Source organism: Streptomyces sp. NPDC003456 (assembly GCF_042878735.1).
Taxonomy (GTDB): Bacteria; Actinomycetota; Actinomycetes; order Streptomycetales; family Streptomycetaceae; genus Streptomyces.
On sequence record NZ_JBIAOK010000005.1, the window covers coordinates 661,533 to 683,834 of the forward strand.

The window sequence follows — 22,302 nt, forward strand, 5'->3', positions numbered from 1 at the left end:
GAGTCCAACGGTATAGGAGGATCGTAGGAACAACCAACGATCAGAGGGTTAGGCTGCGTCCATGTCGGAAGCCCCCCTGCCCGCGATCCGCTCCCTGCCCAGCTGGCTGCTGGGCCGTGCCGCCGCCCGCGGCCGGGCCCTGGTGGCCGAGGCGCTGGCCGCCGAGGACATGCGCATGTGGCACCACGTGGTGCTCTCCGCCGTCCGCGATCTCGCCCCGGTCGCCCAGGCCGATCTGGGCCGCGCGGTGCGTCTGGACCCCAAGGACCTCGTCGGTGTGCTCGACGACCTGCAGGGGGCCCGGCTGGTCGTCCGCGCACCCGACCCGAAGGATCGCCGCAAGAACGCCGTGTCCCTCACCCCCCGGGGAGCCCGGCTGCTGGAGCGCTGCGAGAAGGCGGCCCGCGCCGCCAACGACGAGCTGCTCGCCGAGCTGTCGCCGGCCGAGCGGGAGCAGTTCACCGGTATGCTGCGGCGGATATCCGGCACCGCCGCCGGCTGACGGCGGGGGACGCACCGGGACGGGGCCCCCGCGGCGCAGGGCGCGCTCCCCGTCGGCCGGGGCCCCGCCGCCGTGTCGCGGGAGGGGTTCAGCCCTGGGCGGCCGGGGCCCGCACGGCGATACGGCCCTCACCCGCGTACACGTTCATGGAGGCGCCCCGCAGGAAGCCCACCAGCGTCAGCCCCGTCTCAGCGGCCAGGTCCACCGCCAGCGAGGACGGCGCCGACACGGCCGCCAGCACCGGGATGCCGGCCATCACGGCCTTCTGCGCCAGCTCGAACGAGGCCCGGCCCGACACGAGCAGGATCGCCCGCGACAGCGGCAGCCGCCCGCTCTGCAGGGCGCGGCCGACCAGCTTGTCGACCGCGTTGTGCCGGCCCACGTCCTCCCGGACGTCCAGCAGTTCGCCCTCCTCGGAGAAGAGCGCCGCCGCGTGCAGCCCGCCGGTCCGGTCGAAGACCCGCTGGGCGGCGCGCAGCCGGTCCGGCAGGGCCGCCAGCAGCTCGGGGCCGATCCGCACCGGGGGAGTGTCCGCGAGGGGCCAGCGGGCCGTGGTGCGCACCGCGTCCAGCGACGCCTTGCCGCACAGGCCGCACGAGGAGGTGGTGTAGACGTTGCGTTCCAGCGTGATGTCCGGGATCACCACACCGGGGGCCGTCTGCACGTCGACCACGTTGTAGGTGTTGGAGCCGTCGGCCGTCGCCCCGGCGCAGTACACGATGTTGCGCAGGTCCTGCTGCCCGGCCAGCACGCCCTCGCTGACCAGGAAGCCCGCGGCCAGCGCGAAGTCGTCACCGGGCGTGCGCATGGTGATGGCCAGGGGCTTGCCGTTCAGCCGGATCTCCAGTGGTTCCTCGGCGACGAGTGTGTCGGGCCGGCTGGAGACCGCGCCGTCCCGGATGCGGAGCACCTTGCGTCGTTCCGTGACTCGTCCCATGTCCTGATCAGTCCCGGTTCTGTATGTTCTCGGTGGCCGAAGCGGCCCTTGATGCGGAGATCACCGCGGGTCACCGGGTGGTCGTGCGGCGAGGTGACCTCGACGATCTCATTGTCCTGCAGGTGCAGCGCCAGGTTGCAGCCCACTCCGCCGTACGCGCACACCGTGGTCGTCTCCCTCTGCCGCGACGGCTCCCCTGTACCCCCCGCACGCAGGTCGAACTCGGATCCGAAGGAAAGTGCGCCCGTGGGGCACACCTCGATGCGGTTCCCGCAGTTCCCGCAGTTCCCCCAGACGCAGGCCGAGTCGGTCAGCGGCGCGTCGTGCTCCACGGCCGACCGCGCGTCGAAACTCCGCCCGGCGACCACCCCGGGCGACGCGAGCCGCCCCAACCCTTGCGGGGCCGGGGTCCCGCGATCGACCGTTCGGCGCAGGCCGGGGACCGCTCGTCGCACCCGGACCGCCGGCGGCCTTCTCAACGCCGCGTGCGGAGTCCTACCGTCCGGGGTTCATGAGTCCCCCCGTCGCGCCCCCGGGCTGGAGCCGCTGGCTCGTCCCGCCCGCCGCTCTCTCGGTCCATCTCTCCATCGGCCAGGCCTACGCCTGGAGCGTGTTCAAACCGCCCCTCGAGTCCGCGCTCGGCCTCAGCGGCACCCAGAGCGCGCTCCCCTTCCAGCTGGGCATCGTCATGCTGGGGCTGTCCGCCGCGTTCGGCGGCACGCTCGTGGAGCGCAACGGCCCGCGCTGGGCGATGACGGTCGCCCTGCTCTGCTTCTCCTCCGGGTTCCTGCTCTCCGCACTGGGCGCGTCCCTGGAGCAGTACTGGCTGATCGTCCTCGGCTACGGCTTCGTCGGCGGCATCGGGCTCGGCATCGGCTACATCTCCCCGGTCTCCACCCTCATCAAGTGGTTCCCGGACCGGCCCGGCATGGCCACCGGCATCGCCATCATGGGCTTCGGCGGCGGCGCTCTCATCGCCTCGCCGTGGTCCGCGCAGATGCTGGAGTCCTTCGGCTCCGACAGCTCCGGCATCGCGCTGGCGTTCCTCGTCCACGGCCTGTCCTACGCCGTCTTCATGGTGCTGGGCGTGCTCCTGGTCAGGGTCCCGGCCGCGGCCGCGAAGACACCGGGGGCCGTGCCGCGGGAACCCGCCGGCCCGCAGGTCTCGGCCGGCCGGGCCGTCCGCACCCCTCAGTTCTGGCTGCTGTGGCTCGTGCTCTGCACGAACGTCACCGCCGGCATCGGCATCCTCGAGAAGGCCGCGCCGATGATCACGGACTTCTTCGCGGACACCTCCGCACCGGTCTCGGCGACGGCCGCGGCCGGGTTCGTGGCGCTGCTGTCCGCGGCGAACATGGCGGGCCGCATCGGCTGGTCGTCGACGTCCGACCTGATCGGACGCAAGAACGTCTACCGCGTCTACCTGGGCGCAGGCGCCCTGATGTACGCCCTCCTCGCGCTGTTCGGCGACTCCTCCAAGCCGCTGTTCGTCCTGTGCGCCCTGGTCATCCTGTCCTTCTACGGCGGCGGTTTCGCGACCGTCCCGGCGTACCTGAAGGACCTGTTCGGGACCTACCAGGTCGGTGCCATCCACGGGCGGCTGCTCACCGCCTGGTCCACGGCCGGGGTGCTCGGCCCGCTCATCGTCAACTGGATCGCCGACCGGCAGGAGGAGGCCGGCCGGCACGGCGCGTCCCTGTACGGGCTGTCCTTCGTCATCATGATCGGCCTGCTCGTCACCGGCTTCGTCGCCAACGAACTCGTCCGGCCGGTCGCCGCCCGCCACCACCACGTCCCCGCCCCGAGGGAGGCCGCTCATGCCGAGCGACACCGGTCCGAGCACACCTAGCCCCGGCGGGCGGTGGCTCATCGCCTTCGCCTGGCTCTGGGTGGGCGTCCCGCTCGCCTACGGGCTCTGGGAACTCGTCCGGAAGGCGGCCCAGTTGTTCACCGGATAGCCTTCCCGGTCCTGCCGGGTGGCCGTTCGACAGGTGTCCGGGCGTCCGAGGTGCTGACGGAAGCCGACAACCCGCGCGTCCGTTTCCTGTCGCCTCACCTGCCGTCGTACCCGCGAGTCACTGTCCAGACTGGTGGATCCGCTACCCAAGGCAACGAGGGGGACCCGCCCAATGAACGGCTCGCGCATCGCCGCCGTCGGCCACTACCAGCCCGCCAAGGTGCTCACCAACGAGGACCTGGCGGCGCTGGTGGACACCAGTGACGAGTGGATCAGGAGCCGGGTGGGCATCCGCACCCGCCACATCGCCGGTCCCGACGAGCCCGTCGACGAACTCGCCGCACACGCCGCCGCCAAGGCCCTCGCCTCGGCCGGGCTGACCCCGGCCGACATCGACCTGGTGCTGGTCGCCACCTCCACCGCCGTCGACCGCTCACCCAACACGGCCGCCCGGGTCGCCGCCCGCCTCGGCGTCCCGCAGGCCGCCACCATGGACCTCAACGTCGTGTGCGCCGGGTTCACCCACGCCCTGGCCACCGCCGACCACGCCGTCCGCGCGGGCGGGGCGAGCCGGGCACTGGTCATCGGCGCCGACAAGATGTCCGAGGTCACCGACTGGAGCGACCGCACCACTTGCGTCCTGGTCGGCGACGGGGCCGGCGCCGCCGTGGTGGAGGCCGCCGGCGAACCGGCCATCGGCCCGGTGCTGTGGGGGTCGGTGCCGGAGATGGGCCACGCCGTGCGGATCGAGGGCACCCCGCCGCGCTTCGCGCAGGAGGGGCAGAGCGTCTACCGCTGGGCCACCACCCAGCTGCCCCCCATCGCCCGCCGGGCCTGCGAGCGCGCCGGGCTCGAACCGGCCGACCTCGCCGGGGTCGTGCTGCACCAGGCGAACCTGCGCATCATCGAGCCCCTCGCCGAGAAGATCGGCGCCGTCAACGCGGTCGTCGCCCGCGACGTGACCGACTCCGGCAACACCTCGGCCGCGAGCATCCCGCTGGCCTTCTCCAAGCTGGTCGAGCAGGGCGCGCTCACCTCGGGCGACCCGGTCCTGCTGTTCGGCTTCGGCGGGAACCTGTCGTACGCGGGACAGGTCGTGCGCTGCCCCTGATCATCGCCGTGCTGGGCGGGGGTCCTGGCGTGAAGCACGGTGATGACGGTGCTGGGCCATCTCGCGGCGGTCGTGGCGCTGCTGCCCTCGCTCGGCCTGCTCGTGCGGCAGCTCACCACAACCGTCCACGGTTCCGGCTCCGCGCCCGCTCGCGCCCCGGCACCGGAGCCGACCGGGGCCCGAGCAGCCGCAGCGATGACCTCCACCCCTCAGGACGACTTGCCCGCGGCCGGTGACATGCCGGACGCCCCGTTCTCCGTGGCGCCCGCCCCGTTCGGGCCCGGCCGCAGAGGCCGTCGCGCGGAGCCGATGGCCGAGAACATCGGCCCCAGCCACCAGGCGCTGCTGGAGCCGCAGGAGAGCGGAGATGCGGGTCCTGGAGCAGCCGGTGATCCGGGCGAGCTCGTCGAGAGTGAAGCGGAAGCGGCCGGCGGCCCCAACCTGCCCCGCTACGCCTGGCGGTCGCTGCGTTCCCGCGACACCACCCTCGCTGTCGTGTCCTTCACCACCGCGGCCGTCGGTGACGGTTACCGCCGTCACCGCGACGTCGAGATCCCGGCGCCCGGCCCCTCCTTCGCTGAGATGCTGCACATCATCCCGGCCTCCCTCATGCGCTTCCTGCTGGGCCGCCGCCCAAGCAGCCCAGGCCGCGTCCGCGACACCACAGTGCGGGACGGGAGCGAGGACGCCGGTCGCTGCTCGGAGTCCTGGTGGTCGCGGCTCCTACGGCCGGAAGGTGAAACAACCTGGAGGAGGCGTGAGAGTGTCCTTGGAGATCTTGAACGACGAGATGTCGTTATCCAAAGTGATCTGGTAGCGGAAACCCTGGTTGACCGCAGGAATCAGGGTGAGACGGGGCAGCGTCCACCCTTTGGGGACGTAGAGGCATGTGCCCCCGTAGTTCACGTTCCTGAAGACGAGCAGGTCCACGGGGGACTGCCCGCCGCCGTCCGTCCTCAGTGACGATATGACGTCGTTCCAGTTCCCGTCACAGTGCCAGAGCCAGCATCCCCGGCCCTCCTTCGTCAGGTCGGGAATGTTCGCGTACCCCTGGCCCCAGACGTCTTTGTCGAGTTTCTGACCGCCCAGCCCTTCATCCATCCAGAATTGGGCACGGGGTGTGCCGGCGGCGCTAGCCGGACTCGCACTGACGACGGTCGTGAAGCAGAGCGCCACCGCGACACTCACAACATGACGAAGACGCATGGGCAGCCCTCCAGGCTTCGCAGAGCAGGGAATCGCGAAGGTGGAGCGCGACGGTCAGAACCGCGCCCCGAGTGAACGCCTTCGAATCTCGCATGCTGAGGACGACTGCAGGAGAGGCGCTCGGCATCACCGGAAGCTTCCTCCCTGGCGGTACGCGCGCCTTAAACGTCTTGCGCGCCCGGCACCGATGACCCGGGACTCGCTACAGACCCTTCGCAAGCAGTCGTGACCACATCAGCCTCGGCCGCGTGTCCAGCCAAGTGGTGTTCGGAGCTAGTCGGGTCTCGGCCGACTGGCAAGGGGCCCGTATGGGACCCGTCGTCCCGGAGCCGACGCCCAGCTCCCAGGGGAGGCGTTTCCCACTGGCTGTTCGTGCGCGGCGAGGCGGTGCCGTGCGGGAGGCACTGTGGTGGCACCCGGTCCACACGCACGACGCCGCGCCAGGAGAGCGAAGGTGCCTCCTCCGGGGGCGCGCAGGGCGTGAAACCGGACCCGGAGGCGGCGCACCCCGCGCATCGCGCGCGCCTGTTACGCCGTGCGCGGCGCGTCCGCTGGTTGCCACCGCAGCCGGCGAGAAGCAGGGCCACGCCGACGAGGGCCGCTGCCGCTGCCTTCCCGAACTCCGGGCCGGTGGCTCCGCCGCACGGCCGCCTTCGTGGGCTGCTGCTGAACGTCACCGCAGTCCTTCCTCGGAAAGCACATACGTACTTGATCAAGGAGCTGCGAGATCCGCAGGGGTGCCCCGCACCTGGTGACGGAGGGCTAGCGGGGTGTCGCGAGGACGTCCTGGAGTACGTCTTCGAGCGTGACCCGGGCCAGTTCGTGTCTCAGGGTCTGCTCGATGCCGTCGTAGACCCGCTGCATCGTCGGCTGGATGCCGTGGCCCACCACGCAATTCTGGTCCGGCGCGGTGCGGTGCATCGCGAACAGGGGGCCGGACTCCACTGCCTCGTACACGTCGAGCAGGGTCATCGATCCCAGGTCGCGCGCCAGTGACCAGCCCGCTCCTACGCCCCGCCGTGATTCCACGAGCCCGGCCCTGCGCAGATCGCCCAGGAGCCGTCTGATCACCACGGGGTTGGTGTTCGCACTGGGCGCGATCTGCTCGGAGGTGGCGACCTCATGGCCCTGACGTTGGTAGAGGCCGATCCAGGCCAGGGCGTGCGAGGCGATGGTGAGCCTGCTGTTGGCGCTCATGACCCTCCTCTCCGGACGCAACGCCTCATGTTACGACAGCCCAGTCGTAACAATGAAGGTTGCAACTGGCTGTCGTAACAACTAACGTTTCGACAGCAGGACGGATCGATCAACGAGGTGAGAAGAATGAGCAAGCCACTCACGGGCAAGGTCGCCCTGGTCACCGGGGGGTCACGAGGGCTGGGGGCCGCGACTGTGCGACAACTGGCCGAGCAGGGCGCCGATGTCGCCTTCACCTATGTCAGCTCCGAGGACAAGGCGCAGGCCGTCGTCGACGAGGTGCGCGGCAAGGGAGCGAACGCCGTCGCCCTCCGGTCCGATCAAGCGGACACGAGCCGGGCGCCGGCCCTGATCGACGACGTGGTCGCACACTTCGGCGGCCTGGACATCCTCGTCAACAACGCCGCGATCTCCGTGGCCGGCGCGGTGGACGATCCGGACGCCGACACCGCCGCCCTGGATCGGATGCACGCCACGAACTACCTCGGCGTGATCGCGGTCATCCGTGCCGCCGCCCGAGTGCTGCGCACGGGCGGTCGCATCATCACGGTGAGCTCCGGCCTGGGTTCCCGGGTCGGCGCCCCCGGCCTTGCCGACTACGCGGCGACCAAGTCCGGGATAGAGAGGTACACCATGGGTGTCGCACGCGACCTCGGGCCCCGGGACATCACGGCCAACGTCGTGGAGGCCGGACTGATGGACGGTGGCATGCAGCCGCCGGACCCCGAGACCCTCAAGACCCTGCTCGGCTCGCTGTCCCTTCAGCGCATGGGGCACCCCGAGGAGATCGCCGCGGCGATCGCCTTCCTGGCGAGCCCGGCAGCGTCGTACGTCACGGGCGCGGTGCTGGACGCTCACGGTGGCTACAACGCCTGAGCCGCCGATTCCCGCCGCTTGATCCGCCGGGAGTCGTCGCGCAGGGCGGGGCTACTGGGCGCGTGACACGTACGCGAGCTGCAGTGGGACCTGACCAGTGAGCCTCTCGATTCGCTCGGCGGTCAGGCGGGAACACCGGCCCGGTCCAGGACGGCGGCCATCTCGTCCTCGGGGAGCGCCGGGTTGGCGCCCGCGCTGGAGGCCAGTTCGGGGATATGGAGCGCCTCGCGGAGCCGGTGGAGCGGGAGGCGCGGGTCGCCGGCCGCCGCCTGGCGCGTCCAGACCTTGGGGTCATGGCTGAGCCGTTCGATCAGCGCGGGTGTGGCGGCCGGGTCCCGGACGGCCAGCCGACGGTAGTTGCCGTCCGGGTGGTCCGCGTAGCGGGCCGCGAGGCCCTCACGAGGAAAGCGGGGGTGCGTCTGCGCCATCCAGGCGGAGAACGTCCCACCGAGCCGCGCGAACACACGCAGCAGGACCTCCTCCGGGGTGTCGGGGTGGTGAATGCCCAGGCGGTTCTCCACCACAGGATCCTCGACGCGTGCGAGCAGGCGCAGAAGGTCGGGCGACAGATGGGGGCTCCGAGCGGCGGCGCGCCGGAGCAGCGGGTGGGCGGAGACCGCTGCCCGACGCAGCACCTCGGGGTCGGCGAGCCCGTCCCGTACCCACTGCACGTCGTCGCCGCTGTCGAAGTCCCCGACCGTGAAGTCGATCGCCATGCGCCGTGTCTCGTCCAACTCGGGCCTGAGGGAGACCGCGAGCCGTACGGCCTCGTCGGGGTCGACTGCGAGCCGCTCCACGAGGTCGGCCGGCAGCGAGGGGTTCTCGGCGAGGGCCAGCAGGTGCGTCCGTTCGGCGACGCACCGCTCGGCGTCGGCGCGGAGAAGGAGCCCTCGACGCAGCGCCTCGGGGGCGGACTTCGGGTCGCGGAGGAGTGCGGCGGTGACGTGTGCGTCCCGTCGGCACTCCCACAGCGCGGCGGCCCGCCGCACCTCGGGATCAGGGTCGGCCAGCAGCGCCGACCGCTTGCCCGGCGGCAGGATCTCCCATGCGCGCACCGCTTCCTGGCGCACAGCCGCGTGATGATGAGTGGCGAGTGAGGCCACGAACGACGGTGCCACATGGGGCGAGGCCAGCAGCGCCGTCCGGACGGAAGGGGCGGGGTCGTCGAGCAGGCGGACGCACACGGCGTCCGGGAGCGGCGCGACCTTCGTGCGCGGCTCGTATCCCTCGGGCCCGTAGGCAAGAGCTGCCCGCACCTCAGGAGAAGGATCGTCCGCGAGCCGGGCCCGCTGTGCAGGCTCCGCCCTGGCGCTCATGGCGAAGTCGATCCGGGCGGCCGGGTTCGGGTGGGTCAGGATCACCACGACGGCCGACTCGGGGAGGCCGGCCCGCTGGAGGGCGTCGCGGGGCGGTCCGTCACCGTCCCCCTCGAAGGCGAGCAGGCGCAGTAGCAGCGGTGTCGGCAAAGCCGGATTGCGGGCGACTCCGTCCAGCGCGGATGCGTGGAACGCCACCATGATTCCCCCCCTGTGTCTACCCCGATTGGTCCGCGACCATGATCCCCCCGATGCACGTCAGGAACCGCCGAACGGCACCACCCGTCCGGCTGGGTCCGCCCTGTCCGGGTACCGGGAAGCCCGGCCGTACCGAGTGACATCGGTCCTTGCCATGCGAGCAGTCCGGCCAGGCGAGGCGAGTTCCGGATTCCCAGCGGCGCCGGGCCCGCGGTGGACGGTCTTCCAGGCGGTCGCTCAGAGCGTGAGCACCGGCCGCGTGGAGAAGTTGTCGTACAGACCTTCCCCGTCGGGTCCGTGCACGAACTCGGCCGTGTCGGGGTTGCGGTTGGCGGTCGCCAGGGGGAGCCAGGCCAGCAGGTGGCCGTAGCCGCCGCACACCGACTCGCCCCCGTCGCCGCCGTGGACCGCGGTGACCTCGCCGGTCAGCTCGGCGCGGTAGGTGTCGTAGGCGATGTGCAGGCCGAAGGCGTTCAGGTCGTTGTGGGGGCCGGTGCCGTCGCCGTAGGGAATGCGGTCGAGGGGGCAGTCGTCACCCCACCGGAACAGGGTGCCCGCCCCGGCGCCGCAGGCGTGCTCCCACTCGTCGGGGCTCGGCATCCGCAGGCCACGGGCAGAGAGGGCTGCCGGTATGTCGGCCGGGGGTTCGGTCAGGGTCTCGTCCTCCACGGCCATGAGGACGGTGGCCAGGTGGACGCTGCGGGGAGCGCTGAGGATCCGCGCGAGGTGGGTGTGCAGGTCGGGCCCGTAGCCGTAGCCCTGCTCCCGGCTTTCGGCGTAGTCGGCGGCCTGCCGGGGGGTCGGCTGCCAGGTGTTCAGGTCGAAGCCCAGGGACACCTGGCCTCCGGGTATCAGGGCGAACTCCTGCCCGTCCCGCTCGATACGGACGCGGTGCAGCGGGGCACCGAGGTGTTCGGTGGCCTCGACCAGTGACACCCGGCCGTCCACGTGGTCGGCGGCCTTCTGGGCGATCCGCCGGGCGGTGACCTCATCAAAGGTCCGCCACAGGTCAAGAGTGAGATCAGCGAGCGACATGGCCGGCAGTGTGGCACGCGGCACTGACACAACACCTGCGACGAAGCGGCTAGCAGGATGGGGCCTACGGCTGGCCGGCAACACGGTCCTCGCCGAACTCGCCGCGCAGGTCGACCCGGCGCGTGCGCTGGTACTGCACGCCGGTGGCCCGTCGGCGCGGCGGGCAGTCCTGGATCGAGCACCGCGAACTCGTCGCCGCCGTGGCCGCGCGGGGCGAGCAGCGGGCCACGCGGCTGATGGGTGAGCACACCGAACACACCCGGCGGTCGTACCACGCGCGAGGGCGCTCGTAGGCACCGGGCGGAACCGCCCCGTCGCTTTCGCCCGGTGGGTGAGCCTCGCCTCCTCGCCTTTGTCCTGTGAGTGGAAAAAGTCGGCGGCAATTCCTGCGCGACTTCTTCCCAGTCCCGGCAGCCGCTGCTACGTTCCCTCCGAAAGCACGCCACCGCTGGTGGCGGAAAACCGGCGCGCAGAGGCCGAAAGAGGCGGGGAGGGGCTCGTGAGACGTATGACCGCACGACCCGGGAACGCGCACCAGGCCCGACTGCTCAGGCTGTTGCGCGACGGCGGCCCCAACTCGCGTGCCCAGCTGGGCGACCAGGTCGACCTCTCGCGGTCCAAGCTCGCCGTGGAGGTGGACCGGCTGCTGGAGACGCGGCTGGTCGTGGCCGACGGACTCGCCGCCTCGCGCGGCGGGCGCCGCAGCCACAACATCCGGCTCAACCCCGAACTGCGTTTCCTCGGCGTCGACATCGGCGCGACCTCGATCGACGTCGCCGTCACCAACGCCGAGCTGGAGACCCTCGGGCACATCAACCAGCCCATGGACGTGCGCGAGGGCCCGGTCGCGGTCTTCGAGCAGGTCCTGGCGATGGCGGCCAAACTGCGGGCCTCCGGGCTCGCGGAGGGCTTCGACGGCGCCGGCATCGGCGTTCCGGGCCCGGTCCGCTTCCCCGAGGGCATCCCCGTGGCGCCGCCGATCATGCCCGGCTGGGACGGCTTCCCCGTGCGGGAGGCGCTCAGCCAGGAACTCGGCTGCCCGGTCATGGTCGACAACGACGTGAACCTGATGGCGATGGGGGAGCAGCACGCGGGCGTCGCCCGCACCGTCGCCGACTTCCTCTGCGTCAAGATCGGCACGGGCATCGGCTGCGGCATCGTCGTCGGCGGTGAGGTCTACCGCGGGACGACGGGCAGCGCGGGCGACATCGGGCACATCCAGGCCGTGCCCGACGGCCGCCCGTGCGCCTGCGGCAACCGGGGCTGCCTGGAGGCACACTTCAGCGGAGCGGCCCTCGCCCGCGACGCCCTGGAGGCGGCGCAGCAGGGGCTCTCTCCCGAACTGGCCTCACGGCTGGAGACCGGCGGCGCTCTCACCGCCGCCGACGTCGCCGCCGCGGCGGCCGCCGGGGACGCCACCGCCCTGGAACTGATCCGTGAGGGCGGCAACCGCACCGGCCAGGTCATCGCCGGCCTGGTCAGCTTCTTCAACCCCGGCCTGGTGGTGATCGGCGGCGGGGTGACCGGCCTCGGCCACACCCTGCTCGCCGCGATCCGTACCCAGGTCTACCGCCAGTCGCTGCCTCTGGCGACCGGCAACCTGCCCATCGTCCTGGGCGAGTTGGGTCCCGCCGCCGGAGTGACCGGCGCAGCCCGGCTCATCAGCGACCACCTGTTCTCTCCCGCGTAGCCCGTCTCGCCCGCGCAGTCCTCCACGACAGCACGGCAGCACAGCAGTCCCGCACAGCACTCCGCACCGCGCACACCGCACAGCACTCCCGCACCGCGCACACCGCACAGCACTCCCGCACCGCGCACACCCCACGCCGCCCGTACGGCCACCACACCGCACCGGGTCGGCCCACCCACACCCGCACCAGCACGGCTCTCCGCACCCGCTCCCGCACCAGCCCGGCCCACCGCCCGCACCCGCACCGCACCCGGCACAGGCACGGCTCACCCGGCACAGCGCCCTGCTCCGCCCTGCCCTGCGCCGAACACGTCTGCCCGGCAAGCGCCCTGTCACCGGCCCGCCCGCCAAGGGGAATCCGCATGGCACCAGAACCACCGCTGCTCAGCATGTCCGGCATCACCAAGTCCTTCCCCGGAGTCCGGGCCCTCGACGGCGTCGACCTCGACGTCCTGGCCGGGGAGGTGCACTGCCTCCTCGGCCAGAACGGCGCAGGCAAGTCGACCCTGATCAAGGTCCTGGCCGGCGCGCACCAGCCCGACACGGGCGCCATCCGCTGGCGCGGCGAGGAGGTCACCCTCCGCTCGCCCATCGCCGCCATGCGGCTCGGCATCGCCACCATCTACCAGGAACTCGACCTGGTGGAGCACCTCTCGGTCGCCGAGAACGTCCACCTCGGGCACGAGCCGACCGCTGCCGGGTTCGTCGTCCGGGGCAGGGCGGCCAAGGAGTCGACCGCCGCGCTGCTCAAGCGGCTCGGCCACGGCGAGATCGACCCGGCCCGGCTCGTCGGGGACCTGTCCGCCGCACAGCAGCAGATCGTGTCCATGGCCCGGGCGCTCTCCCACGACGTGCGGCTCATCGTGATGGACGAGCCGTCCGCCGCCCTCGACCCGGACGAGGTCGACAACCTCTTCCGCATCGTCGGCGACCTGACCGCCGCGGGCGTCGCCGTCGTCTACATCTCCCACCGCCTGGAGGAGATCCGCCGCATCGGCGACCGGGTCACCGTCCTGAAGGACGGCCGGGCCGTGGCGAACGGACTGCCGGCGAAGTCCACCCCGACCCGCGAGGTCGTCGCCCTGATGACCGGCCGCAACGTCGAGTACGTCTTCCCGGACCGGCCCGTCTCCCCACCGACCGCCGAGCCCGTCCTGAAGGTGCGAGGGCTGTCGCGGCAGGGCGAGTTCGAGACGCTGGATCTGGAGGTGCGCCCGGGCGAGATCGTCGGCTTGGCGGGACTCGTCGGCTCCGGGCGCTCCGAGATCCTGGAGACCGTCTACGGCGCCCGTCGGCCCACGACCGGTCAGGTGCTGGTCGACGGGCGGGCGTTGAAGCCGGGCAGCGTGCGGGCCGCCGTGCGCGCCGGACTCGGGCTCGCCCCCGAGGAGCGCAAGGCGCAGGCCCTGCTGATGCTGGAGTCCGTCACCCGCAACGTGTCGGTCTCCTCCATGTCCCGCTTCTCGCGCGGCGGGTGGATCGACCGGGGCGCCGAACTCGGCGCCGCCCGGGCCGCCACCCGCGAGCTGTCGCTGCGGCCCGACAACCCGTCCGTGCCGGTGCGCACCCTGTCCGGCGGCAACCAGCAGAAGGCCGTGCTCGCCCGCTGGCTGCTGCGCGGCTGCAAGGTGCTGCTGCTCGACGAACCCACCCGCGGCGTCGACGTGGGCGCCCGCGCCGAGCTCTACGCGGTCGTCCGCCGCCTGGCCGACGAGGGCCTGGCCGTGCTGCTGGTCTCCAGCGAGGTGCCCGAGGTGCTCGGCCTCGCCGACCGCGTGCTGGTCCTGCGCGAGGGCCGGGTCGTCCACACCGCACCCGCGCGCGAACTCGACGAACACCGCGTACTCGACCTGGTCATGGAAGGAAGCCCGGCGTCATGACGCAGCCCGTCTCCCCGCCGCGGGACAGCAGCACCACCAAGGTGTCCCAGGCCCAGCCCCCCGCCTGGCGCGGCCTGATGGCCCGCGCCGACGTCCGCACCCTGTCCCTGCTCGGCGTCCTCGCCGTGCTGATCCTCATCGGGGGCATCACCAAACCCGACGAGTTCCTCGACACCCGCAACCTCCAACTCGTCCTCACCCAGGCGTCCGTGATCGGTGTCGTCACCGTCGGCATGACGTTCGTCATCGTCTCCGGCGGCATTGACCTGTCGGTCGGCGCCATCGTCGCCCTCGCCTCGGTGTGGGCCACCACCGTCGCCACCCAGGAGTACGGCTTCGCCGGCATCCTCTTCACCGCGGTCGTCGTCGGCGTCGGCTGCGGCCTGGTCAACGGGATGCTCATCGCCTACGGCGCGATGGTGCCGTTCATCGCGACCCTGGCCATGCTGGCCTCGGCCCGGGGCCTCGCCCTGCAGATCACCGACGGCAAGACCCAGATCGTCACCGTGCCGTCGGTCCTGGACCTCGGCGAGCGCGACGCCTACGTGCTGGGCGTCCCGCCGCTGGTGCTGGTGTTCGCCGTCGTGACGGTGATCGGCTGGCTGGTGCTCAACCGCACCACCTTCGGCCGCCGCACGGTCGCCGTCGGCGGCAACCCGGAGGCCGCCCGGCTCGCCGGCATCGATGTCCGGCGCCAGCGGCTCTACCTGTACCTGCTGTCCGGGCTGTGCTGCGGCATCGCCGCCTTCCTGCTGATCGTCCTGTCCGGCTCCGGACAGAACACCAACGGCAACCTCTACGAACTCGACGCCATCGCCGCCGCGATCATCGGCGGCACGCTGCTCACCGGAGGCCGCGGCACCATCGTCGGCTCCGTGCTCGGCGTCCTGATCTTCACCACGATCACGAACATCTTCGCCCTGAACAACCTGCAGAGCGACGTCCAGCAGATCGCCAAGGGCGCGATCATCGTCGCCGCCGTGCTGGTCCAGCGCCGTACCGCGAGCACGACCTGAGGAAAGGGTTCACCGCCATGCCAGAGATCACGAGCCGCAGAGGGCTGCTCTTCGGGGCCGCCGCCGTCTCCGCCGGAGCCCTCATCACGGGCTGCACCAGCAACGAGCCGTCCGAGTCCAAGGACGAGCCGGCCGGCAACAACCAGCCCGCAGCCGACGACAAGCCGGGCAAGCAGGTCACCATCGGCTTCGCCGGACCGCAGGCCGACCACGGCTGGCTGAACGCCATCAACGACAACGCCAAGAGCCGGGCCGAGAAGTACTCCGACGTCACCCTGGAGATCACCGAGGGCTCCAACGACACCGCCCAGCAGATCGGCCAGATCGAGACCCTCATCAACAAGAAGGTCGACGTCCTGGTCGTGCTGCCCGCCGACGGCAAGGCCCTCACCCAGGTCGGTCTGAAGGCCATGCGCGCCGGCATCCCGGTCGTCAACCTCGACCGCATCTTCAACACCCCGCAGGCCTACCGCTGCTGGATCGGCGGCGACAACTACGGCATGGGACTCAACGCCGGCCACTACATCGGCGAGAAGCTCAAGGACAAGAAGGACGCCCGCGTCATCGAACTGGCCGGCCTGGACAACCTCGAGCTGACCAAGCAGCGCACGCAGGGCTTCGACGACGCCCTGAAGAACTACCCGAACATCAAGAAGGTCGCCCGCCAGGCCGCCGAGTTCACCGTGGAGTCGGGCCAGGCGAAGATGGCCCAACTGCTGCAGGCCCAGTCGAAGTTCGACGCGCTGTGGAACCACGACGACGACCAGGGAGTGGGCGCCCTGCGGGCCATCGAGCAGGCCGGGCGCGACGGCTTCCTCATGGTCGGCGGTGCCGGCGCGCTGTCCGCCTTCCAGGCCATCAAACAGGACGACGGCGTGCTCAAGGCGACGGTGCTGTACCCGCCGACCATGGCCGCCTCCGCCATCGACCTCGCCCGCGCCCTCGGCCAGGGCAAGGGCATCGGCGGCCTCTCCGAGTTCGAGATCCCCTCGTCGCTGACGCTCTACTCGGCCGTCGTCGACAAGACCAACGTCGACCAGTACATGTCCACCGGCTTCAAGTGATCCCACCCGCACCCCCCACGTGCGCCACCCCGACCAGGACGAGGAGGACACCCGTATGGGACAGCCGCAAGCGCAGCCGGAAGGGACCGAGGCAGGGAAGCCACCCCTGCGCGTGGGAATGGTGGGGTACGCCTTCATGGGCGCCGCCCACTCCCAGGGGTGGCGCACCGCGGGCCGGGTCTTCGACCTGCCGATGGATCCCGTGATGGCCGTGATCTGCGGCCGGGACGCCGGCGCGGTGCGGGCGGCGGCCGACCGGCACGGCTGGGCGTCCACCGAGACCGACTGGCGCGCCCTCGTCGCACGGGACGACGTCGACCTGGTCGACATCTGCACCCCCGGCGACAGCCACGCCGAGATCGCGCTGGCCGCCCTGGCCGCGGGCAAGCACGTGCTGTGCGAGAAGCCCCTCGCCAACACCGTCGAGGAGGCCACCTCGATGGCCCGGGCGGCCGAGGAGGCCTACCGGCGCGGCCAGATCGCGATGGTCGGCTTCAACTACCGCCGGGTGCCGGCCACCGCGCTGGCCCGCCGGATGGTCGCCGACGGCCGCCTCGGCAGGCTGCGCCACGTGCGCGTGACGTACCTGCAGGACTGGCTGGTCGACCCGCAGTTCCCGCTGACCTGGCGGCTGCGCAGGGAGCAGGCCGGTTCCGGTGCGCTCGGCGACCTCGGCGCGCACATCGTCGACCTCGCGCAGTACCTGGTGGGGGAGCCGCTGGCGGGGGTCTCCGCACTGACGGAGACCTTCGTGCGCGAACGGCCCCTGCCCACCGGCGCCAGCAGCGGGCTGTCCTCGGTCACGGCCGCCGGCGCCGGGCAGGTCACGGTGGACGACGCGGCCCTGTTCACGGCCCGCTTCCCCTCCGGGGCCCTCGCCTCCTTCGAGGCCACCCGCTACGCCACCGGCCGCAAGAACGCCCTGCGCATCGAACTCAACGGCGAGCGCGGCTCGCTCGCCTTCGACCTGGAGCGGCTGAACGAGCTGTCCTTCCACGACGGCACCGGGCCCGGCGCGGAGGCGGGCTTCCGGCGGATCCTGGTCACCGAGCCCGACCACCCCTACCTGGACGCCTGGTGGCCGCCGGGCCACGGCCTCGGCTACGAGCACACCTTCGTGCACCAGGCCCGCGACCTCGTCCACGCCGTCGCCGAGGGCCGCCGCCCCGACCCCTCCTTCACCGACGGGCTCCAGGTGCAGCGGGTGCTCGCCGCGGTCGAGGAGAGCGCAGAGAAGAACTCCGTCTACACGCCGATCGCCCTCTGAGGAGGCCCGCAGGATGCCGCGCACCTTCACCCTGTTCACCGGCCAGTGGGCGGACCTGCCCCTGGAGGAGGTCTGCCGACTGGCCCGCGACTTCGGTTACGACGGCCTCGAACTCGCCTGCTGGGGCGACCACTTCGAGGTCGACAAGGCGCTGAGCGACCCCGGCTACGTCGCGTCCAGGCACCAGCTCCTCGACAAGTACGGCCTGAAGTGCTGGGCGGTCTCCAACCACCTGGTCGGCCAGGCCGTCTGCGACGCCATCATCGACGAACGCCACCGGGCGATCCTGCCGGACGCGATCTGGGGCGACGGCGACCCCGAGGGCGTCCGGCAGCGGGCCGCGGAGCGCATGAAGGACACCGCCCGGGCGGCGGCCGCCTTCGGCGTGGACACCGTCATCGGCTTCACCGGGTCCGCCATCTGGCACCTGGTCGCCATGTTCCCGCCCGCCCCCGACACGATGATCGAAGCCGGCTACCAGGACTTCGCCGACCGCTGGAACCCGATCCTGGACGTCTTCGACGCCGAGGGCGTGCGGTTCGCGCACGAGGTCCACCCCAGCGAGATCGCCTACGACTACTGGACGACCCGGCGCGCCCTGGACGCCGTCGGGAACCGCCCGGCGTTCGGCCTGAACTTCGACCCGTCGCACTTCGTGTGGCAGGACCTCGACCCGGTCGGCTTCCTGTGGGACTTCCGCGACCGGATCTACCACGTCGACTGCAAGGAGGCCCGCAAGCGCCTCGACGGGCGCAACGGCCGGCTGGGCTCGCACCTGCCCTGGGGCGACCCGCGGCGCGGCTGGGACTTCGTCTCCGCCGGGCACGGCGACGTCCCCTGGGAGGACGTCTTCCGGATGCTGCGCTCCATCGACTACCGGGGGCCGGTCTCGGTCGAGTGGGAGGACGCCGGGATGGACCGGCTCCAGGGGGCGCCCGAGGCCCTGACCCGGCTGAAGGCCTTCGACTTCGAGCCGCCCAGCGCGTCCTTCGACGCCGCGTTCAACAGCTGATCGGGGCACCCGGCGCAGGCCGGGGACCGGGGGCCGGCACCACCGCCGGTCCCCTCTCCGGCCTGCGCGGACACCGCTTTGTCCAGTGATGGGAAAAAGTTCAACCGATCCTGGCGCAAGGGGTGTTCGGGCCGGACGGACCCGGTTACCGTCCTTTGAAGTGTTCAGGACACACGCACCTCCGGGGTGACGGCGCACCCCGGCGCCCGCGCACCGCACGTCTTCGACCCACCCCGTACGGCCCACCCCGTTCCCGGAGGGACTTCGTGCACAGAAGCAGAATCAGCACCACCCGCACCCCCAGGCGGCCCAGGCTTCGCACCTCTCTCGCCCTCTTCACCGGCCTGCTCCTGGCCGTGGGCACCCCCGCCGGCGTGGCCGGAGCCCACCCCGGCCACCCGGAGCACGACGGACCGGCCGCCGCCGAAGGACAGTTCCAGCAGGTCCCCCTCGCCAAGGGCGAACCCGAGATGGGCGAGCCCATGTCGCTCGCCGTGCTCCCGGACCGCAGCGTCCTGCACACCTCGCGCGACGGCACGCTGCGCCTGACCGACCAGGGCGGCGTCACCAAGGTCGCCGGCAAGCTCGACGTGTACAGCCACGACGAGGAGGGCCTGCAAGGCGTCGGCATCGACCCGGACTTCGAGAAGAACCGGGCCGTCTACCTGTACTACGCCCCGCCGCTGGACACCCCCGCGGGCGACGCCCCCGAGACCGGCACCGCCGAGGACTTCGAGAAGTTCGACGGCGTCAACCGCCTGTCCCGCTTCACGCTGAACGCCAACGGCACCCTGAACCTCGCCAGCGAGAAGAAGGTCCTGGACGTCGCGGCCTCCCGCGGCACCTGCTGCCACGTCGGCGGCGACATCGACTTCGACGCGGACGGCAACCTCTACCTGTCGACCGGCGACGACACCAACCCCTTCTCCTCCGACGGCTACACGCCGATCGACGACCGCCCGAACCGCAACCCGGCCTTCGACGCCCGCCGCAGCTCCGGCAACACCAACGACCTGCGCGGCAAGATCCTGCGCATCAAGGTCGCCGAGGACGGCTCGTACACCGTCCCGGAGGGCAACCTCTTCGCCCCGGGCACCGAGAAGACCCGCCCCGAGATCTACGCGATGGGCTTCCGCAACCCGTTCCGGATGAGCGTCGACGACAAGACCGGCATCGTCTACGTCGGCGACTACGGCCCCGACGCCGGCGCCGCCGACCCCGAGCGCGGCCCGGCCGGGCAGGTCGAGTTCGCCAAGGTGACCAAGGCCGCCAACTTCGGCTGGCCCTTCTGCACCGGTGACAACGATGCCTACGTCGACTACGACTTCGCCACGAAGGAGTCCGGCGAGACCTTCGACTGCGCCGCCCCGAAGAACACCTCGCCGCACAACACGGGCCTGGTCGACCTGCCGCCCGCGCAGGCCGCCTGGATCCCCTACGACGGCGGCTCCGTACCCGAGTTCGGCAGCGGCTCCGAGTCCCCGATGGCCGGCCCGGTCTACCGCTACGACCCCGAGCTGGACTCCGGCGTGAAGTTCCCCGAGGCCTACGACGGAGACTTCTTCGCCGGTGAGTTCGGCCGCCGCTGGATCAAGCGGATCGAGCAGACCTCCGACGGACCCGACGGCACGGTCGCGAAGATCAACGACTTCCCGTGGACCGGCACCCAGATCATGGACATGGAGTTCGGCCCCGACGGCGCGCTCTACGTCCTCGACTACGGCGTCTCCTGGTTCCAGGGCGACGAGAACTCCGCGCTGTACCGCATCGAGAACGCCGAGGACGGCTTCTCCCCGATCGCCGAGGTGAGCGCCGACAAGACCTCCGGCGCGGCCGGCCTCAAGGTCAGGTTCACCGGCTCCGCCAAGGACGCCGACTCACCGCAGCTCACCTACAGCTGGGACTTCGGCGACGGCACCGAGGGCGAGGGCCTCAACCCCACCCATACCTACAAGAAGGCCGGCACCTACAGCGCCACCTTCACCGCCGAGGACCCCGAGGGCAACACCGGCAACGCCAGCGTGCGGATCGTCGTCGGCAACACCGAACCCAAGGTGCGCATCGACGTACCCGGCAACGGCTCCCTGGCCGCCTTCGGCGAACCCGTGCCGTTCAAGGTGACGGTCACCGACCCCGAGGAGACCGTCGACTGCTCCAAGGTCAAGGTCGCCTACAGCCTCGGCCACGACTCCCACGCCCACGAGCTGACCAGCGAGACGGGCTGCGAGGGCACCCTGAAGCCGCCGCCCGGTGACGGGGGCCACGACCCCAACGCCGACATCTACGGTGTCGTCGGCGCCAGCTACACCGACGGCGGGGCCAACGGCCAGGAGGCCCTGACCGGCACCGCCCGCTCCGTACTGCAGCCGCTGCACCGCCAGGCCGAGCACTTCACCGCCCACTCCGGCGTGTCCGTGATCGACAAGACCGGCGCCAACGGCGGCAAGACCGTCGGGGACGTCGACGACGGCGACTGGATCTCCTTCAGCCCCTACCGGTTCGACGGGCAGAAGAAGGTGACCGTGCGGGCCTCCTCCGGCGGCGCGGGCGGCTTCGTCGAACTGCGCACCGGCTCGCCCGAGGGACCACTGCACGGCTCGGCGTACATCCCGCCGACCGGCGGCTGGGAGACCTTCCAGAACGTCGACGTGCCGCTGCGGGCGCTGCCGAAGAAGACCACCGACATCTACCTGGTCTTCAAGGGCGGCGAGGGCGCGCTGTTCGACGTGGACGACTTCGAGTTCTCCAAGCAGCCCTTCAAGGGCGGCAAGAAGGTCCTGGTCTTCTCCAGGACCGCCGGCTTCCGCCACGACTCCATCCCGGCCGGCATCACCGCGCTGAAGGAGCTCGGCGCCCCCGCCGGCATCACGGTCGACGCCACCGAGGAAGCACGGCAGTTCACCACGGCCAACCTCGCCAAGTACGACGCGGTCGCCTTCCTGTCCACCACCGGCGACGTGCTCGACGCCGGGCAGCAGAAGGCGTTCGAGGACTATGTGGCGGGCGGCGGCGGCTACATGGGCATCCACGCGGCGGCCGACACCGAGTACGACTGGGAGTTCTACGGCGGCCTCGTCGGCGCCTGGTTCCACTCGCACCCGGCCATCCAGAAGGCCACCGTCCGCGTCGAGGACCACGACCACCCGTCCACCGCGCACCTGGGCGACACCTGGGAGCGCACCGACGAGTGGTACAACTACCGCACCAACCCGCGTGAGCAGGCCAAGGTCCTCGCCACCCTGGACGAGACCACCTACCAGGGCGGCACCATGAAGGGCGACCACCCGATCGCCTGGTGCCAGAGCTACGGCGGCGGCCGCTCCTTCTACACCGGCGGCGGCCACACCAAGGAGTCCTACGCCGACGAGGCCTTCCGCGCCCACCTGCTCGGCGGCCTGCAGTACGCCACCGGCCAGGTGAAGGCGGACTGCAAGCCGAGCAAGGACTACCGGAAGATCTTCAACGGCCAGACCCTGGACGGCTGGAAGCAGGCCGGCCCCGGCAAGTTCGTCGTCAAGGACGGCGTGATGGAGTCCGAGGGCGGCATGGGCCTGCTCTGGTACCAGGCCAAGGAGCTGACGTCGTACTCTCTTAAACTCGACTGGAAGATGCGGGGCGACGACAACTCCGGGATCTTCGTGGGCTTCCCGGCCTCCGACGATCCCTGGTCCGCCGTGAACAAGGGCTACGAGATCCAGATCGACGCGACGGACGCGCCCGACCGCACCACCGGCTCGGTCTACTCCTTCAAGTCGGCCGACATCAAGGCCCGTGACCAGGTCCTGCGGCCGCCCGGCCAGTGGAACTCCTACGAGATCAAGGTCCGGGGCGAACGCCTCCAGGTGTTCCTCAACGGAGTCAAGATCAACGACTTCACGAACAAGGACCCCGAGCGGAGCCTGACCGACGGCTACATCGGCCTGCAGAACCACGGCGCCGGTGACCAGGTCTCCTTCCGCAACATCCAGCTGAAGGAACTGCCCGTCCAGGGCCAGTGAACGGCGGCGGGCGGGGGACGCCGGACCCCCGCCCGCCGTC

The 22,302-nt window shown here is 71.3% G+C and carries 17 protein-coding genes and 2 pseudogenes; 13 read left to right on the forward strand and 6 right to left on the reverse strand.

From position 1 onward, the window contains the following. Positions 1–61 precede the first annotated feature (61 nt). A complete protein-coding gene (locus tag ACFYWG_RS23990; RefSeq protein WP_376324174.1) occupies positions 62–502 on the forward strand; it encodes a MarR family winged helix-turn-helix transcriptional regulator in 441 nt (146 codons plus the stop codon). An 88-nt stretch (positions 503–590) separates the two neighbouring features. On the opposite strand, the gene fdhD is transcribed toward ACFYWG_RS23990, so the two are convergent. Both fdhD and ACFYWG_RS24000 read right to left on the reverse strand, forming a co-directional pair. Further along, complete coding sequence (gene fdhD / locus ACFYWG_RS23995; RefSeq protein ID WP_385415320.1) at positions 591–1,439, reverse strand: formate dehydrogenase accessory sulfurtransferase FdhD; 849 nt, start codon at positions 1,437–1,439, stop codon at positions 591–593. A gap of 7 nt (positions 1,440–1,446) precedes the next feature. Continuing rightward, a pseudogene (locus ACFYWG_RS24000) lies at positions 1,447–1,804 on the reverse strand (Fe-S-binding domain-containing protein); the annotation flags it as partial. A gap of 146 nt (positions 1,805–1,950) precedes the next feature. Between ACFYWG_RS24000 and ACFYWG_RS24005 the strand changes: the two are divergent. The 3 genes from ACFYWG_RS24005 to ACFYWG_RS24015 all read left to right on the forward strand — a co-directional run bounded on the left by ACFYWG_RS24005 (position 1,951) and on the right by ACFYWG_RS24015 (position 4,507). Beyond that, positions 1,951–3,288, forward strand: a complete 1,338-nt coding sequence (locus ACFYWG_RS24005; protein ID WP_389203430.1) for an OFA family MFS transporter — start codon at positions 1,951–1,953, stop codon at positions 3,286–3,288. Further along, entirely contained in the window at positions 3,257–3,397 is a 141-nt protein-coding gene (locus tag ACFYWG_RS24010; protein ID WP_376324183.1) for a hypothetical protein, read from the forward strand. Before ACFYWG_RS24005 ends, ACFYWG_RS24010 begins: the two co-directional genes overlap by 32 nt. 171 nt (positions 3,398–3,568) lie before the next feature. Beyond that, a complete protein-coding gene (locus tag ACFYWG_RS24015) occupies positions 3,569–4,507 on the forward strand; it encodes a beta-ketoacyl-ACP synthase III (RefSeq protein WP_383504705.1) in 939 nt (312 codons plus the stop codon). 723 nt (positions 4,508–5,230) lie between these two features. Here ACFYWG_RS24015 and ACFYWG_RS24020 read toward each other — a convergent pair. Both ACFYWG_RS24020 and ACFYWG_RS24025 read right to left on the reverse strand, forming a co-directional pair. Beyond that, entirely contained in the window at positions 5,231–5,713 is a 483-nt protein-coding gene (locus ACFYWG_RS24020) for a hypothetical protein (RefSeq protein ID WP_389203433.1), read from the reverse strand. 762 nt (positions 5,714–6,475) lie between these two features. Further along, a complete protein-coding gene (locus tag ACFYWG_RS24025; protein WP_389203435.1) occupies positions 6,476–6,910 on the reverse strand; it encodes an Rrf2 family transcriptional regulator in 435 nt (144 codons plus the stop codon). Between the two features lie 126 nt (positions 6,911–7,036). On the opposite strand from ACFYWG_RS24025, the gene ACFYWG_RS24030 reads away from it, so the two are divergent. Next, the gene (locus ACFYWG_RS24030) at positions 7,037–7,786 is read left to right on the forward strand and encodes an SDR family NAD(P)-dependent oxidoreductase (protein WP_389203437.1); all 750 of its coding nucleotides are present in this window, start codon (positions 7,037–7,039) and stop codon (positions 7,784–7,786) included. Between the two features lie 122 nt (positions 7,787–7,908). On the opposite strand, the gene ACFYWG_RS24035 is transcribed toward ACFYWG_RS24030, so the two are convergent. Then, entirely contained in the window at positions 7,909–9,303 is a 1,395-nt protein-coding gene (locus ACFYWG_RS24035; RefSeq protein WP_389203439.1) for a Mucin-2, read from the reverse strand. Between the two features lie 234 nt (positions 9,304–9,537). Next, a complete protein-coding gene (locus tag ACFYWG_RS24040) occupies positions 9,538–10,335 on the reverse strand; it encodes a hypothetical protein (RefSeq protein WP_389203441.1) in 798 nt (265 codons plus the stop codon). 64 nt (positions 10,336–10,399) lie between these two features. Between ACFYWG_RS24040 and ACFYWG_RS24045 the strand changes: the two are divergent. The 8 genes and pseudogenes from ACFYWG_RS24045 to ACFYWG_RS24080 all read left to right on the forward strand — a co-directional run. Beyond that, positions 10,400–10,628: pseudogene (locus tag ACFYWG_RS24045) on the forward strand (FCD domain-containing protein); the annotation flags it as partial. Positions 10,629–10,843: 215 nt separating this feature from the next. Next, positions 10,844–12,025, forward strand: a complete 1,182-nt coding sequence (locus ACFYWG_RS24050) for an ROK family protein (protein WP_376324199.1) — start codon at positions 10,844–10,846, stop codon at positions 12,023–12,025. 362 nt (positions 12,026–12,387) lie between these two features. Next, positions 12,388–13,905 (forward strand): sugar ABC transporter ATP-binding protein, encoded by a 1,518-nt coding sequence (locus ACFYWG_RS24055; RefSeq protein WP_383504687.1) that lies wholly within the window; start codon positions 12,388–12,390, stop codon positions 13,903–13,905. Further along, positions 13,902–14,921 carry an ABC transporter permease gene (locus tag ACFYWG_RS24060; protein WP_383504684.1) on the forward strand — a complete coding sequence of 340 codons (1,020 nt, stop codon included), beginning with the start codon at positions 13,902–13,904 and terminating at the stop codon, positions 14,919–14,921. The genes ACFYWG_RS24055 and ACFYWG_RS24060 overlap by 4 nt, the downstream gene beginning before the upstream one ends. A gap of 17 nt (positions 14,922–14,938) precedes the next feature. Next, positions 14,939–15,985, forward strand: coding sequence for a substrate-binding domain-containing protein (locus tag ACFYWG_RS24065; RefSeq protein ID WP_376324206.1), 1,047 nt, complete (start codon positions 14,939–14,941; stop codon positions 15,983–15,985). A 55-nt stretch (positions 15,986–16,040) separates the two neighbouring features. Further along, complete coding sequence (locus ACFYWG_RS24070) at positions 16,041–17,252, forward strand: Gfo/Idh/MocA family protein (RefSeq protein WP_389203445.1); 1,212 nt, start codon at positions 16,041–16,043, stop codon at positions 17,250–17,252. Positions 17,253–17,265: 13 nt separating this feature from the next. Beyond that, positions 17,266–18,264, forward strand: a complete 999-nt coding sequence (locus ACFYWG_RS24075) for a sugar phosphate isomerase/epimerase family protein (protein ID WP_376324211.1) — start codon at positions 17,266–17,268, stop codon at positions 18,262–18,264. A gap of 266 nt (positions 18,265–18,530) precedes the next feature. Continuing rightward, a complete protein-coding gene (locus ACFYWG_RS24080) occupies positions 18,531–22,262 on the forward strand; it encodes a ThuA domain-containing protein (protein WP_389203448.1) in 3,732 nt (1,243 codons plus the stop codon). Positions 22,263–22,302: the final 40 nt, after the last annotated feature.

What these genes read in the sequence shown, in the direction of transcription:
- ACFYWG_RS23990 (WP_376324174.1), top strand. Translation starts at nt 62, where the DNA reads ATGTCGGAAGCCCCCCTGCCCGCGATCCGCTCCCTGCCCAGCTGGCTG.
- fdhD (WP_385415320.1), bottom strand. Translation starts at nt 1,439, where the DNA reads ATGGGACGAGTCACGGAACGACGCAAGGTGCTCCGCATCCGGGACGGC.
- ACFYWG_RS24005 (WP_389203430.1), top strand. Translation starts at nt 1,951, where the DNA reads ATGAGTCCCCCCGTCGCGCCCCCGGGCTGGAGCCGCTGGCTCGTCCCG.
- ACFYWG_RS24010 (WP_376324183.1), top strand. Translation starts at nt 3,257, where the DNA reads ATGCCGAGCGACACCGGTCCGAGCACACCTAGCCCCGGCGGGCGGTGG.
- ACFYWG_RS24015 (WP_383504705.1), top strand. Translation starts at nt 3,569, where the DNA reads ATGAACGGCTCGCGCATCGCCGCCGTCGGCCACTACCAGCCCGCCAAG.
- ACFYWG_RS24020 (WP_389203433.1), bottom strand. Translation starts at nt 5,713, where the DNA reads ATGCGTCTTCGTCATGTTGTGAGTGTCGCGGTGGCGCTCTGCTTCACG.
- ACFYWG_RS24025 (WP_389203435.1), bottom strand. Translation starts at nt 6,910, where the DNA reads ATGAGCGCCAACAGCAGGCTCACCATCGCCTCGCACGCCCTGGCCTGG.
- ACFYWG_RS24030 (WP_389203437.1), top strand. Translation starts at nt 7,037, where the DNA reads ATGAGCAAGCCACTCACGGGCAAGGTCGCCCTGGTCACCGGGGGGTCA.
- ACFYWG_RS24035 (WP_389203439.1), bottom strand. Translation starts at nt 9,303, where the DNA reads ATGGTGGCGTTCCACGCATCCGCGCTGGACGGAGTCGCCCGCAATCCG.
- ACFYWG_RS24040 (WP_389203441.1), bottom strand. Translation starts at nt 10,335, where the DNA reads ATGTCGCTCGCTGATCTCACTCTTGACCTGTGGCGGACCTTTGATGAG.
- ACFYWG_RS24050 (WP_376324199.1), top strand. Translation starts at nt 10,844, where the DNA reads ATGACCGCACGACCCGGGAACGCGCACCAGGCCCGACTGCTCAGGCTG.
- ACFYWG_RS24055 (WP_383504687.1), top strand. Translation starts at nt 12,388, where the DNA reads ATGGCACCAGAACCACCGCTGCTCAGCATGTCCGGCATCACCAAGTCC.
- ACFYWG_RS24060 (WP_383504684.1), top strand. Translation starts at nt 13,902, where the DNA reads ATGACGCAGCCCGTCTCCCCGCCGCGGGACAGCAGCACCACCAAGGTG.
- ACFYWG_RS24065 (WP_376324206.1), top strand. Translation starts at nt 14,939, where the DNA reads ATGCCAGAGATCACGAGCCGCAGAGGGCTGCTCTTCGGGGCCGCCGCC.
- ACFYWG_RS24070 (WP_389203445.1), top strand. Translation starts at nt 16,041, where the DNA reads ATGGGACAGCCGCAAGCGCAGCCGGAAGGGACCGAGGCAGGGAAGCCA.
- ACFYWG_RS24075 (WP_376324211.1), top strand. Translation starts at nt 17,266, where the DNA reads ATGCCGCGCACCTTCACCCTGTTCACCGGCCAGTGGGCGGACCTGCCC.